The organism is Orbaceae bacterium lpD02 (assembly GCA_036251875.1).
Lineage (GTDB): Bacteria > Pseudomonadota > Gammaproteobacteria > Enterobacterales > Orbaceae > Orbus > Orbus sturtevantii.
This window is the reverse complement of record CP133960.1, coordinates 1,597,199-1,610,565: the sequence shown is the minus strand read 5'-3', so window position 1 is coordinate 1,610,565 and position 13,367 is coordinate 1,597,199. Positions and strand designations below refer to the sequence as shown.

14 protein-coding genes are annotated in these 13,367 nt (G+C 37.6%); 9 read left to right on the top strand and 5 right to left on the bottom strand.

Annotation, left to right across the window (positions count from 1 at the left end):
* Positions 1 to 28: 28 nt before the first annotated feature.
* Complete coding sequence (locus RHO12_07010) at positions 29 to 799, top strand: class II glutamine amidotransferase (GenBank protein WVD65139.1); 771 nt, start codon at positions 29 to 31, stop codon at positions 797 to 799.
* Here the strand turns inward: RHO12_07010 and mdtH are convergent.
* The 5 genes from mdtH to pncB all read right to left on the bottom strand — a co-directional run bounded on the left by mdtH (position 792) and on the right by pncB (position 6,573).
* Positions 792 to 2,006: a multidrug efflux MFS transporter MdtH gene (mdtH, locus tag RHO12_07005; GenBank protein ID WVD65138.1), complete on the bottom strand. Its 1,215-nt coding sequence runs from the start codon at positions 2,004 to 2,006 to the stop codon at positions 792 to 794. The genes RHO12_07010 and mdtH overlap by 8 nt on opposite strands.
* Positions 2,007 to 2,465: a methylglyoxal synthase gene (locus RHO12_07000; protein ID WVD65137.1), complete on the bottom strand. Its 459-nt coding sequence runs from the start codon at positions 2,463 to 2,465 to the stop codon at positions 2,007 to 2,009.
* Between the two features lie 157 nt (positions 2,466 to 2,622).
* Positions 2,623 to 3,696 carry a porin gene (locus tag RHO12_06995; protein WVD65136.1) on the bottom strand — a complete coding sequence of 358 codons (1,074 nt, stop codon included), beginning with the start codon at positions 3,694 to 3,696 and terminating at the stop codon, positions 2,623 to 2,625.
* Positions 3,697 to 3,956: 260 nt separating this feature from the next.
* Entirely contained in the window at positions 3,957 to 5,360 is a 1,404-nt protein-coding gene (asnS, locus tag RHO12_06990; protein WVD65135.1) for an asparagine--tRNA ligase, read from the bottom strand.
* Between the two features lie 13 nt (positions 5,361 to 5,373).
* The gene (gene pncB, locus RHO12_06985; protein ID WVD65134.1) at positions 5,374 to 6,573 is read right to left on the bottom strand and encodes a nicotinate phosphoribosyltransferase; all 1,200 of its coding nucleotides are present in this window, start codon (positions 6,571 to 6,573) and stop codon (positions 5,374 to 5,376) included.
* A gap of 159 nt (positions 6,574 to 6,732) precedes the next feature.
* Here pncB and pepN point away from each other — a divergent pair, with 159 nt between their 5' ends.
* From pepN to RHO12_06945, 8 genes are all read left to right on the top strand, one after another.
* Positions 6,733 to 9,354 (top strand): aminopeptidase N, encoded by a 2,622-nt coding sequence (gene pepN / locus RHO12_06980; GenBank protein WVD65133.1) that lies wholly within the window; start codon positions 6,733 to 6,735, stop codon positions 9,352 to 9,354.
* Positions 9,355 to 9,457: 103 nt separating this feature from the next.
* Positions 9,458 to 9,790, top strand: coding sequence for a rhodanese-like domain-containing protein (locus tag RHO12_06975; GenBank protein ID WVD65132.1), 333 nt, complete (start codon positions 9,458 to 9,460; stop codon positions 9,788 to 9,790).
* An 87-nt stretch (positions 9,791 to 9,877) separates the two neighbouring features.
* The gene (mlaF, locus tag RHO12_06970; GenBank protein WVD65131.1) at positions 9,878 to 10,708 is read left to right on the top strand and encodes a phospholipid ABC transporter ATP-binding protein MlaF; all 831 of its coding nucleotides are present in this window, start codon (positions 9,878 to 9,880) and stop codon (positions 10,706 to 10,708) included.
* Positions 10,708 to 11,487, top strand: coding sequence for a lipid asymmetry maintenance ABC transporter permease subunit MlaE (gene mlaE / locus RHO12_06965; GenBank protein ID WVD65130.1), 780 nt, complete (start codon positions 10,708 to 10,710; stop codon positions 11,485 to 11,487). Before mlaF ends, mlaE begins: the two co-directional genes overlap by 1 nt.
* A 12-nt stretch (positions 11,488 to 11,499) precedes the next feature.
* Positions 11,500 to 12,054 carry an outer membrane lipid asymmetry maintenance protein MlaD gene (gene mlaD / locus RHO12_06960; protein WVD65129.1) on the top strand — a complete coding sequence of 185 codons (555 nt, stop codon included), beginning with the start codon at positions 11,500 to 11,502 and terminating at the stop codon, positions 12,052 to 12,054.
* A gap of 25 nt (positions 12,055 to 12,079) precedes the next feature.
* Entirely contained in the window at positions 12,080 to 12,724 is a 645-nt protein-coding gene (mlaC, locus tag RHO12_06955; protein WVD65128.1) for a phospholipid-binding protein MlaC, read from the top strand.
* Positions 12,725 to 12,756: 32 nt separating this feature from the next.
* Positions 12,757 to 13,032, top strand: a complete 276-nt coding sequence (locus RHO12_06950) for a hypothetical protein (protein WVD65127.1) — start codon at positions 12,757 to 12,759, stop codon at positions 13,030 to 13,032.
* Positions 13,033 to 13,052: 20 nt separating this feature from the next.
* Positions 13,053 to 13,310, top strand: a complete 258-nt coding sequence (locus tag RHO12_06945; GenBank protein ID WVD65126.1) for a BolA family protein — start codon at positions 13,053 to 13,055, stop codon at positions 13,308 to 13,310.
* The last annotated feature ends 57 nt before the right edge of the window (positions 13,311 to 13,367 follow it).

Genomic DNA, 13,367 nt, shown 5'->3' with positions numbered 1-13,367 from the left:
TTTACCACCCTAATATGTAGAGCTTACTATGTGTGAATTACTTGGAATGAGCGCTAACGTGCCGACTGATATTTGCTTTAGTTTTAAGGGCCTCGCAAAGCGCGGTGGTGATAAAGGGCCACATAAAGATGGGTGGGGGATCGCTTTTTATGAGGGAAAGGGGTGCCGAACGTTTAAAGATCCGAAGGCTTGTAGCTTTTCGCCGATAGCTAAAATGCTAGAAGATTACCCCATCAAGTCAAAATTGATTATTGCGCACATTCGTCAAGCAAATAGAGGTAAAATTGCCTTAGAAAACACACATCCTTTTAGTCGTGAGTTATGGGGTAAAAATTGGACATTTGCTCATAACGGTCAGCTTAGCAATTATAAAAAATTACCTATTGGCCGTTTTGAACCTATTGGTCAAACGGATAGTGAATATGCATTTTGCTATATATTAAACAAGCTTGAGCAGCGATATAACAATAGGCCTAATAATTGGCCGAATGTATTTCGATTTATCAAACGCTGCGCTGATGAACTAAGGCCGTTGGGGGTATTTAATTTGTTACTCTCTGATGGGCAATATTTATTTGCCTATTGTTCGACCAATATTTATTGGCTCACGCGTAAATCGCCTTTTGGTCGGGCTAAGTTAATTGATGAAGATGTTGAAATTGATTTTCAGCAGCATACAACGCCTAACGATGTTGTTACGGTGATTGCTACTAGTCCACTCACATCTAATGAAATTTGGCAAAAAATTGCATCCGGAGAATCGCGCCTATTTAAACAGGGTGAACAAATTTTTAATTAACCAATTTTTTGGTATTACTTTTTATCACAGGCGCTTCATCTTTAAATAGATACTGCAAATAGATCAATGTCACAATGCCGATAAGCGTTAGTATAAACCAAGGTAATTTTGGTAAATCAATTTCTAAAGCAACATCATACAACCAGCCTGCGCCAGTATAGCCAATAAACCCACCTAAAGCGAGACCTAAGCGACTAAACCCCATATAGCTTCCTTTTGCTTTAGGATTGGTTAAAATGGTGCTTAGAGTCTCTCTAGCCGGTTCTGCGATAATTGCACCAAAATAGAACAGGGCAATTAGTACAAATAACAATGCAACGTCCGATACAAAAGCGATTAGGATAAAACCTAATGACATTAAAAATAGACCAAATTTTAGCCTTTGGTCTAGACGAAAACGAGTCTCACTCCAGCGCGCGAGTGGGTAAAGAAAAGATAATGAAATAATGGCTTGAATTGCATACATCCATTTGACATAACTTGGACTACCCGATATTTTAGCGACAGTGAGTGGTAGCATTAACATGACCTGAACCCATAAAATATAGTAACCAGTGAGTGACCAGACATACGAGGTGAATTTTTTATCGGCCATAACCATTTTGATTCCGCTAAGAACAGGCGCTTTACCTAAAGCAATATGATAAGCAGGTAGATAGATGAGATTAAATATAGCGCACAATAAAAAGACTAATGCACCTAACCAGCAAACCAATTGGAAATCATAATCAATTAGTAAACCGCCAACTAATGCACCAATAACCGCACCAGCATTATCTTGTATCATTAACAACGAAATAAACCTACCACGTTCGTGAGGCCGGGTAAATTTTATAGCGAGTCCCATTCTCGGTGGGTCAAAAAGCAACCCGCCCAAAGCCGATAATAGACAAGATACAATCAAAATCCAAGGCTCAAAAGCCAATGCCATTGAAACAAAGCCAATACAGCGCAAAAACATACCGAAAATAATCATTGGTTTAGCCCCGAATCTATCAGCGATAGCACCACCAATCAGCCCGAAACCTTGTTGAATAAATTGTCTAAAACCTAGGGCAAAACCAACAAACAAAGCGCTCCAGCCGACTTGACCCACAAAGTGGGTCGACACTAATGGAAAAACGACATAAAATCCTAAGACAATAAATAAGTTATCTAGCAGCAATATGATCTTACCTGATTTACGAGCTTGGGAGGGAACTTGCATCTATTTTGTCCGTTCTGTAAGGTATTGCTGGTAATCTGGAATATCAATGGTTACTTGATTAGTAAATATTGGTGATTGAATTAAAGCATTTGCGGTAGCTTGATTGGTTGCAACGGGTATATTCCAAACGGTTGCCAGTCTAAGTAATGCTTTAACATCAGGATCGTGGGGTACCGCATTTAGTGGGTCCCAAAAAAAGATCAGTATATCTATTTTACCTTCTGCAATTAGCGCACCAATTTGTTGATCGCCTCCCATTGGGCCACTTAGCATAGTGGTAACATTAAGACCAGTTTCATTTTTGATTAGTGTGCCAGTCGTACCTGTGCCGCATAAATGATGGTGTGCAAGCTGCTTTTTATTGATTTTACACCAATTAAGCAGGGCTATTTTTAGGTGATCATGAGCGATGAGAGCGATATTTTTTTTAGCACTTAGTGTGCGAGTAGTAAATAACATCTTAAATGACCTTTATTATATATTGTCTTTAGCGTTTTAGCAGACTATATAAAAAAGTGCAATATGTTAGAAGATAAAAATAGGTAATATGTTGATAAAGTAAAAAAAAGGCACCGAAGTGCCTTTTATCATCATGATTAAATCGATTAAGATTTAATTAGAATTGGTAGATTAAACCTAAAGCAACAGTGTCTTTAGTATCAGCTTTACTGTATCCGAACCCTTTATCATCATCAAGAAGATTGATTTTATAGTCAACAAGCGCAGTTAAGTTTTTGTTAAAGTCATACTGTAGACCGACTTCAACATATTTAGCAACATAATCAGAAGCTAGGCTAGAGACTCCGCCATTTGTGACAATTGCATCATTCAATTTATGTTGAATGTATGCTAAAGATGGAGTTAAACGGCCAATTTCAAAGTCGATACCATATTGTGCAACTAATTCAACACCTTTGACTTTACTGACACCATATGATGTATGTGAATAAAGTGCAGCTAAATATAGATCGTATGCATCATACTTAACACCAGCCATCCAGCTTTTAGCTCTTTCATCGTCACCAGCTTTAGTTGATGTTGCATAACCTGCACCAACAGATAAACCTGTATCTAAGATAGCATATTGTGCAGTCATACCATAAGCTTCTTTTTTGCCAAGAGTTTGCGCTACGCTCGGGCTAGTTATTGATGGATCAATCTCTTTGCTGTCTGCGTACTGAACAGCAAAATCGAAACCATCAACTAAACCATAAAGACCAGAGTTACGGTAAGTCGCTACACCATCAGTACGAGCAGATAGTAGATAGAAATTATTGTTTGAAGCATTACCGCCCCATTCAGGTAATACGTCAGTGTAAGCCGTTAATGATTTTAACACACCGTCATTACGACCGTAATCGATTGAGCCGTATTCGCCAAAGTTTAATCCTGCAAATGCATAACGAGTTTCGTTTTCAGCATCTGTACCAGTATGAGTTTCCCACTCAAAACGGCCATAACCAGAAAGCATATCAGTTACTTGAGTTTCACCAGAAAAACCAATACGTGCAGTCGTTTTATCGCCTTCACCGTCAATAGTATTACCTTTGTCGCCAAGGTAGTTTAATGCATAAACACGGCCATATAGGTCTAGTTTGTTGCCATCTTTGTTCCAAATTTCGATAGATGCGTTTGCTGCACCAGCAACTAAAAGCGCTGGGATAGCGATAGCTAGTAGATTACGTTTCATTTTATACCCTCATTGGTGTTGTTATTTAAGACACCTGCCACTGCTCTAGGTTATCACCATTGAGAGTTTGGTGTCAGAATCAGGATGACCACTCACCATAAGTAATCATCTATTTGTAAATGCATGTACACGGTATCTCGATTTTTTTTTAAAATCAAGTGAACTTTTAATAAATCAAGCTGTCATAGTGTAAAACTTGACTTAATTGCTTAAAAAATAAGCATTTTTATATTTTTATTGATTCCAATACTATTTTTTTATTAAAAATTTGCATTTCTTGGCGATCTTGGAAATGGGATGACATCTCGTATATTTTGTACCCCAGTAATATAAACAATTAAGCGCTCAAAGCCTAACCCAAAACCTGAATGTGGAACGGTTCCATAACGGCGTAAATCACGGTACCACCAATAATCTTCTTTTTTCAGTCCCATCTCATCCATGCGGTTATCTAGCATCGCTAAGCGTTCTTCACGCTGTGAACCACCAATAATCTCACCGATACCAGGGGCTAAAACATCCATAGCTGCTACTGTTTTCCCATCTTCGTTCATACGCATATAAAATGCTTTAATATCTTTGGGGTAGTTTTTGACGACAACGGGTGCTTTGAAATGTTGTTCAGCTAAGTAACGTTCATGCTCTGATGATAAATCAATTCCCCAACTTACTGGGTTTTCAAATTTAGCGCCGCAGTTTTGTAAAATTGTGATTGCATCAGTATAATCAATTTGAGCAAACTCAGAATTAACAAAACTCTCTAAGCGTGATATCACGTCTTTATCTACATGTTCAGCAAAAAATTGCATATCATCCGCACGTTTTTCTAGCACCGTTTTGAATACGTATTTCAACATTTTTTCGGATAGTTTGGCGACATCGTTAAGATCGGCAAAAGCAACTTCCGGTTCCATCATCCAAAATTCAGCTAAATGGCGAGTTGTATTAGAGTTTTCAGCTCTAAATGTCGGTCCAAAAGTATACACTTTTGATAGCGCGCAAGCGTAAGTTTCTGCATTTAATTGCCCTGATACGGTTAAAAAAGCTTCTTTACCAAAAAAGTCTTTATCAAAATCAATTTTACCTGCTTCGGTTTTCGGTAAATTAACTAAATCTAGCGTCGATACTCGAAACATTTCACCTGCGCCTTCCGTGTCAGAAGCGGTTATGATTGGCGTTGAAATCCAAAAAAAGCCTTGTTCGTCAAAAAATTGATGAATGGCCTGGGCGAGAGTATGACGAATACGGGTAATAGCACCCACTATATTGGTTCTTGCTCTTAAATGCGCGACTTCGCGTAAATATTCGATCGAGTGACGCTTTGCCGCCATTGGATAAGTATCAGGATCTTCTACAAAGCCAAACACTTTTACTGCACTTGCTTGTAGTTCGAATTTTTGACCTTGCCCTGGGCTTTCGACCACTTTTCCCGTTACTTGAAGTGAACAGCCAGTTGTGAGTTTTAAAACATCATCTTGATAATTCGTTAATGTATTTTCCACCACGGCTTGAATTGGGTTGAAACATGATCCATCATAGATAGCGAGGAACGAAATCCCTGCTTTAGAATCACGACGAGTTCTAATCCAGCCTTGAACTGTAATCGTACTACCTACGGCAATTTTGCCTTGTAAAACATCGCTAATTGATGCAATAACGTTCATTTTCTCGTTCCTATTAATTATTGGTAACATTAAATGTTCTTTTTAACTCTTCAATAAATACAATATCTTGTGAGATAGTTTTGCCAGGACTATCCGATAATTTTGCAACAGATTGACCATTGCATTCAACTAGTTTTATTACTATGTTGAGAGATTTAGTATTTGATACGGCTGTTGTTGGTATATCACAAGCTAAGTGACCACCCATGCCAAATGATAATCTAACGCGGTTATAGAAATGGCAATAAATCTTAATCGCTCTATCAAAATTTAGACTATCAGAAAAAACCAATAATTTGGTTTTAGGATCGACACCTAGATTTTGATAATGCGCGAGCGCTTTTTCACCCCATTCAATAGGATCGCCAGAGTCGTGGCGAAGTCCTTGGTATTTAGATGCTAAAGCTAGGTCAAAATCATTTAAGAAAGCATCCATCGTAATACAATCAGTTAATGCAATATCGAGATCATTTGGGTATTCATCTAGCCAGACTTGCAGGGCCTTATTTTGGCAATCAGCAAGATTTTTAACTAGACGTTGATGAGCTTGAAACCATTCGTGAGCTTGAGTTCCGACTGGTTTTAGTCCAAACTGATAAGCGAGTAAATAGTTGCTGGTGCTATTAAAGTTGGGAAAATTATCTTTTAAATAGCTGACAACTGCTTTTTGTACTGCGAAGGAGTAACGCCTACGCGTACCAAAATCCATTAAATTGAACTGGGACATGTCATGTGATTTGCTATTTTCAGCAAAGCGTACTAATTTATTTTTTAAATGTAAAATGGCCTCATTAACCCCAATGTTAGGTGTACGAGCTCGATGAACAACTTCGCTAATAACTGCCAGTAATGGTACTTCCCACAAGATAACATCAACCCACTTCCCTTCGATGCGAATATATAATTGCCCCTCTTGATTGGTTATTGTGACTAAACGGCTATTATAATGCCAATTTTTTAACCAAATGAGGTAATCCGTCTTGAAATAGGGGAGTGATTGCAAATAGCTAAATTCATCGTCAGTCAACTGCAATGACTGCATTAAATTAATTTGATATTTGATTTCATCAATATATTGACCAAGCTGTTCTTGATTACGGCAACGAAATTCAGCTACAACCATTACATCGGGGTAATGATGAAAAACGGCTTGTTGCATATGTAGTTTATAAGCATCGGTATCTAAAAGCGATGTTAAGATTGGTGACAGCATGTAAATCGATTAATTGTATTTGCATAAAAAAGTCTATCGATTATAGCAGAATAAAAATTAAGGGGTATATTATTTAATGATGATTATTGTGATTTCGTATACTATTACTCTATTCTTTTTTAATCCGCTTAAATAACTCTTTTTAATAACAGGTACACTATGAACTCAAATCAACCTATTGCTAAGTATCGTTTAGATTATGTTAAACCTGATTTTACTATAACCGATATTGATCTTGATTTTGACTTATCACCTGAAATAACAACGGTTGTGGCCAGAAGCCATGTAATTAAAAAAAATGCCTTGGTAACTAAACTGGTGCTTGATGGCGAAGCACTTAAGCTTATAGCAATAAATATTGATGATATTCCTTGGCAAGATTATAAGTTAACTGCAACTGGGCTTGAAATTTATTCTGTACCAGATCAGTTTGTATTAACGATTATTAATGAAATTAAGCCCATTGATAATACTGCGTTGGAAGGTCTCTATGTGTCAGGTGATGCGCTATGTACTCAATGTGAAGCAGAAGGTTTTAGGCATATCACTTACTACTTAGATCGCCCAGATGTTCTTGCTAGGTTTAGCACCCGTATTACTGCTAATAAAAATCAATATCCTTATTTGCTTTCTAATGGAAATCGCATTGCTAAAGGGCAGCTCGATAACGAGCGTCATTGGGTGCAGTGGCAAGATCCATTCCCTAAGCCATGTTACTTGTTTGCTTTAGTCGCTGGTGATTTTGATGTACTAAAGGATAAATTTATCACCCGTTCAAATAGGCAAGTTGCATTAGAAATTTATGTTGATAAAGGAAATCTAGATCGAAGTGAATGGGCAATGACTTGCCTTAAAAATTCGATGCGCTGGGATGAGAGCCGTTTTAATTTAGAATATGATCTGGATATTTTTATGATTGTTGCCGTTGATTTCTTTAATATGGGCGCGATGGAAAATAAAGGTCTTAATATTTTTAACTCAAAATACGTCTTAGCTAAGCCAGAAACGGCAACTGATGATGATTATTTAGCGATTGAAGCGGTGATTGGTCATGAATATTTTCATAATTGGACGGGGAATCGAGTTACTTGCCAAGACTGGTTCCAACTTAGCCTTAAAGAAGGGTTGACGGTTTTTCGTGACCAAGAATTCAGTGCCGATCTTGGTTCTAGGGCGGTGAAACGAATTGATGATGTCAAAATTCTACGCGCTGTTCAATTTACCGAAGATGCAAGCCCAATGGCTCACCCTATTCGGCCAGAGCAAGTAATTGAAATGAATAATTTTTATACGGTGACCGTCTATGAGAAAGGCGCGGAAGTTATTCGTATGATACATACTTTGTTAGGCGAGGAAAAATTTCAAGCTGGCATGGCGCTATACTTTCAACGGCATGACGGTAGCGCAGCAACATGCGACGATTTTGTTAAAGCGATGCAAGATGCATCGGCAATAGACTTGTCACATTTTAAATTGTGGTATAGCCAGTCAGGTACGCCTGAATTGACAATTAACGACGATTATGATGCCGATAGACAGTTGTATCGCTTAACGATAAAACAATTAACACCAGCAACTCAAGATCAAAAAGATAAACAACCATTACATATTCCACTTAATATTGAACTATATAAACGCGATGGCAAGGTGATCCCACTGCAATACCAAGCAAATGCGATTCATCAGGTGCTTAATATCCACAACGATAAAGAGGTATTTTTATTCGATAACGTGAGCGAGAGACCAATTATTGCTTTGCTACGTGATTTTTCGGCTCCAGTTAAGCTGCATTACGACTATCAAGATAGTGAACTAATCTTTTTGATGCAATATGCGACTGACGCTTTTAATCGTTATGATTCAGCTCAAATATTATTAGCAAAATATATTGCGATAAATGTGAGCAATCACCAACAAGCTAAGCCGATGATGTTACCCGAATCGGTTATTGATGCTTTTCGCTCGGTATTATTATCACCTTCATTAGATCCTGCATTAATGGCGCAAATTCTTACATTGCCTTCTGAAAATGAAATAGCTAACCAATTTAAGGTGGTCGATCCTGATTCGATTCATGTTGTTCGTGAGTGGTTACTCACTACGTTTGCTAATGACATGTTTGATGAACTTTTAGCAGTGTATCGGCACAATACCACCGCATTGTATCAAATTGACCATGTCGATATTGCTAAACGCGCCTTAAAAAATACCTGTCTACAGATATTGGCATTTACAAGTCAAATACATGTTGTTGATAAACTTATTAATGAACAATATCAACAAGCCGATAATATGACTGATAGCTTAGCGGCTTTAAATGCTGCAGTTAAAGCGCAATTGCCGTGTAAAGATAGGCTATTAAGCGATTTTGATTGCCGTTGGAATCAAGATGGTTTAGTAATGGATAAATGGTTTACATTGCAAGCAACCAGTCCACAAAAAGATACCTTGGCGAGAGTAAAAGCACTATTAACTCACCGCTCTTTTTCCTTAAATAATCCCAATAGAATCCGTTCGTTAATTGGTGCTTTTGTTAATAACAATCCCGCGTTATTTCATGCGATTAATGGCAGTGGTTACTTTTTTTTAGTGGAAATTTTAACAGAGCTTAATCAGAAAAATCCACAAGTTGCATCAAGGCTGATTGATCCATTGATTCGCCTAAAACGCTACGATGAAAAACGCGCAGAATTAATGCGTCAAGCGCTTACACAATTATTACAACTTGATAATTTATCGCGTGATTTATATGAAAAAATTACTAAAGCGTTAGAGTTATAAATTTTATATTATCATCAATTAAAACAAACACTAGTGGTGGCGTTATATGAATAATGTCCTCCTAGCTTTTATTTAAAACACTCTGGTGAACGGTAATAATATTATGAATATTCAAGAGATTACGAGTAAAGAGTTAGCAGATAAGCTCAAAGCCGATACCAATGATATTTTTTTACTTGATGTACGTGAGGATAATGAAGTTGATATTTGTTCAATTGATGGGGCAAACCATATAGCAATGAGTCATATCCCGCTTTATCTTGATCGTATTCCTGATGATAAAATAATTGTTATTTATTGTCATCATGGGATACGCAGTGTAAATGTTGCGAGTTTTTTGATTTATAATGGTTTTGATGAACACTTGATTTATAGCCTCAAACAGGGAATTGATGGTTGGGCGTTAACAATTGATAACACTATGAATAGATATTAAAAATTTCTCTATTTTCATAATAGTTAAATATCGGGTAGAATATGGCTATCGCATATTAATGATGATTTTTTATTACGAGTTCAATCGATGACAATATCTACAATCAACTCATCACAAGCGGATAATCTGGTTGAAGTCCATGATATGTCGTTTTATCGTGGTACAAGGCCTATTTATAAAAATATGAGCTTATCGGTGCCGAAAGGAAAAATTACCGCGATTATGGGACCTTCTGGAATCGGTAAAACGACACTATTAAGGTTAATCGGCGGGCAATTAAAACCGCAATCTGGGCAAATTCTATTTGATGGTGAGAATATTCCCGAACTCTCTCGCTCTCGTTTGTATGAAGTGCGTAAACGCATAAGTATGCTATTTCAATCAGGTGCGCTTTTTACGGATTTATCGGTATTCGATAATGTAGCGTACCCATTGCGCGAGCATCTAAATTTACCCGAACCAATCTTGCATAATTTAGTCTTAATGAAGCTACAATCGGTTGGACTTCGAGGTGCCGCCAATATGATGCCCTCAGAACTTTCTGGTGGTATGGCAAGGCGCGCAGCTCTAGCGCGCGCAATCGCGCTTGATCCTGAACTGATTATGTTTGATGAGCCATTTGCAGGGCAAGATCCGATCTCTATGGGCGTAATTGTTAAGCTTATTTCCGAACTTAATCAATCATTAGGATTAACCTGCATTGTTGTATCACACGATGTTAATGAAGTGCTTAGTATTGCTGACTTTGCTTATATTGTCGCAGAGCAGCACATTATTGCTGGTGGAACGGCTGAAGAGCTACGCAGCAACGATGATATGCGGGTAAAACAATTTCTAGAAGGGCTCGCTGATGGTCCTGTGCCATTTCATTATCCAGCTGATGATTACAAAGTGGATCTAAGTCGAGGTAATAATTGATGTTAAATATACTTGCTAAAATGGGGCAATGGGGTTGCAATTTTATCTCCATGCTTGGCCGTTCAGGAATGATGTTATTTGGCGCATTAATTGGTAAACCTCAGTTTAAAAAACAGTTTCCTCTTTGGGTTAAGCAATTTTATTTTATTGGGGTACAATCACTCACTATCATTATGGTCTCAGGGCTATTTATTGGCATGGTGTTAGGCCTACAAGGTTATTTTATTTTAACCATGTTTAGTGCTGAGGCAAGCCTTGGTATGCTGGTATCGTTAGCTTTATTGCGGGAGTTAGGACCGGTTGTTGCTGGGCTTTTATTTGCTGGGCGCGCTGGATCAGCATTAACGGCTGAAATTGGTTTAATGAAAGCTACCGAGCAGCTATCGAGCATGGAGATGATGGCGGTCGATCCTTTAAGACGCATTATAGCGCCTCGTTTTTGGGCCGGCTTTTTTTGTATGCCATTTTTAACTGCGATCTTTATCGCCATAGGTATTTTAGGCGGTGAAATTGTGGGTGTTGATTGGAAGGGAATCGACTCAGGATTTTTCTGGTCATCAATTCAAAGTAATGTGGATTGGTGGCATGATGTGGTTAACTGTTTTATTAAAAGTTTCATTTTTGCCATTGCGGCAACGTGGATTGCACTTTTTAACGGTTATGATTGTACTCCAACATCAGAAGGCATTAGTAAAGCAACAACGAGTACTGTTGTTTATTCATCGCTCGCTATTTTAGGGTTGGATTTTATTCTAACCGCATTAATGTTTAGTAATTGAGGTCATGTAAACATGAATCGTAAAGTTGAAATTACCGTTGGATTATTTATGGTTATTGCTATTTGTTCGATACTCTTTCTCTGTTTTAGGGTCACGGATTCAACAACATTTACAAATAATTCAACTTATCGTATTTATGCTATATTTGATAATGTCGGCGGACTTAAAGCTCGCTCGCCAGTTAAAATTGGTGGTGTTGTAATCGGTCGAATTTCTAATATCACATTAGATAACTACAAACCTTATGTGACGATTGATATTAATTCGCAGTACAATGAAATTCCAAGCAGTAGTGGTTTATCGATTAAAACATCGGGTTTGCTTGGTGAGCAATTTATTGACGTTGCGATGGGTCTTGAGAATGATTTAATTGATGATATTGACGCAGAAGATGCGCGGCAAAGTGGTACAATACATCAAAATAACGCGGTTATTGAGTTACCTAAATACTTCGAGCAAGGTTTTATCGTTCATAATACTAAACCGGCGGTTGTGCTTGAAGATTTAATTGGTCAGTTTTTGTATAGTTCAGGATCATCTGAGCAAACAAATAAAACTGAAAAATAGCAGATTGAATAACAAGGAGTTCATTATGTTTAAAAAAGTGTTGCTGGTTTTCGTATTATTTTTTGCACCGTTCTCAATGGCAGCAGAAAGTGACAACCAAAGCCCATATCAGCAAATGCGGGTTGCTGCGGATGAAATTTTTAGTTCAATTAACAGCCAAGCAGCGCAGATTAAGGGGAATCCTGAAATATTACGCGATATTGTTAAACAAGATCTATTGCCTTATATTCAGGTTAAATATGCCGGTGCGTTAGTTTTAGGTAGTTATTATAAATCAGCAACTCCCGCTCAGCGTGATGCTTATTTCGCCGCGTTTGAAAATTACTTAGTGCAAGCTTTTGCACAAGCATTATCGATGTATAAAGGTCAACAGTACCAAATTGAAGGTGAAAAAGACCTAACTGGCAAAAATCTTATCTCTATTCGTGTATTGCTAATTAATCCAGACTCAGGACAACAACCTATTCGTCTTGATTTCCAATGGCGCAAAAATACTGTATCAGGGGAATGGAAAGCGTATGATCTAATCGCCGAAGGCATTAGCATGATCACCACAAAGCAGGGCGAATGGGCAACAACTCTTAGAGTCAATGGTATTGATGGTTTGACTAAACAACTACAGTCTTTAGCTAGCCAAAAAATTGATCCAGATGCAGTACAGCCAAATTAATTGATAGTAAAAAATAGTGATAAGGAATGATTATGTTGACTTCGATTAGTGTGCAAAAGCAAGCAAGTACATTGTATCTAGAGGGTGTTCTTGATTGTAATTCTCTTGCGCAAATCTGGTCGCAACATTCACAGCTATTAACGGACATTCATAATATTGATGTGGCACAACTCAATAGAGTCGACTCATCAGGTTTAGCGTTATTAACTTATTTATGTATTAAATATCAAACCAAGTTAACGGGTATTTCGTTACAGCTCAAAACATTGATTGAGCTTTATGATTTAGATCCAGTTATTTTGGTTTAGTTGCAGATGATGGTAATGGTATGGATAAAAAAGAAATTGAACAAAAATTAAAGTCATCATTGATGTTAGATGAAGTTTATGCGATAAGCGAGGATGGTAGTCATTTTCAAGTTATTGCCGTCGGTGATATATTTGCTGATTTAAGCAGAGTAAAAAAACAGCAAGCGGTATATGCTCCGTTAGCGGAATATATTGCTGATAATCGTATCCATGCACTATCCATTAAAACTTATACCTCAGCACAATGGAAACTAGAACGAAAATTACTTGGATTATAATCGAAGTATTACCAGTTTATCCTTTTGGTTAAAGCGGGTGGAGTAGCCCGCTTTATT

Excerpts from the sequence above, each read along its gene's own strand:
- RHO12_06995 (WVD65136.1), bottom strand. The coding sequence starts at position 3,696 with ATGAAACGTAATCTACTAGCTATCGCTATCCCAGCGCTTTTAGTTGCT.
- mlaE (WVD65130.1), top strand. The coding sequence starts at position 10,708 with ATGTTAAATATACTTGCTAAAATGGGGCAATGGGGTTGCAATTTTATC.
- RHO12_06975 (WVD65132.1), top strand. The coding sequence starts at position 9,458 with ATGAATATTCAAGAGATTACGAGTAAAGAGTTAGCAGATAAGCTCAAA.
- pncB (WVD65134.1), bottom strand. The coding sequence starts at position 6,573 with ATGCTGTCACCAATCTTAACATCGCTTTTAGATACCGATGCTTATAAA.
- RHO12_07010 (WVD65139.1), top strand. The coding sequence starts at position 29 with ATGTGTGAATTACTTGGAATGAGCGCTAACGTGCCGACTGATATTTGC.
- RHO12_07000 (WVD65137.1), bottom strand. The coding sequence starts at position 2,465 with ATGTTATTTACTACTCGCACACTAAGTGCTAAAAAAAATATCGCTCTC.
- pepN (WVD65133.1), top strand. The coding sequence starts at position 6,733 with ATGAACTCAAATCAACCTATTGCTAAGTATCGTTTAGATTATGTTAAA.
- mlaD (WVD65129.1), top strand. The coding sequence starts at position 11,500 with ATGAATCGTAAAGTTGAAATTACCGTTGGATTATTTATGGTTATTGCT.
- asnS (WVD65135.1), bottom strand. The coding sequence starts at position 5,360 with ATGAACGTTATTGCATCAATTAGCGATGTTTTACAAGGCAAAATTGCC.
- mlaC (WVD65128.1), top strand. The coding sequence starts at position 12,080 with ATGTTTAAAAAAGTGTTGCTGGTTTTCGTATTATTTTTTGCACCGTTC.
- mdtH (WVD65138.1), bottom strand. The coding sequence starts at position 2,006 with ATGCAAGTTCCCTCCCAAGCTCGTAAATCAGGTAAGATCATATTGCTG.
- RHO12_06945 (WVD65126.1), top strand. The coding sequence starts at position 13,053 with ATGGATAAAAAAGAAATTGAACAAAAATTAAAGTCATCATTGATGTTA.
- mlaF (WVD65131.1), top strand. The coding sequence starts at position 9,878 with ATGACAATATCTACAATCAACTCATCACAAGCGGATAATCTGGTTGAA.
- RHO12_06950 (WVD65127.1), top strand. The coding sequence starts at position 12,757 with ATGTTGACTTCGATTAGTGTGCAAAAGCAAGCAAGTACATTGTATCTA.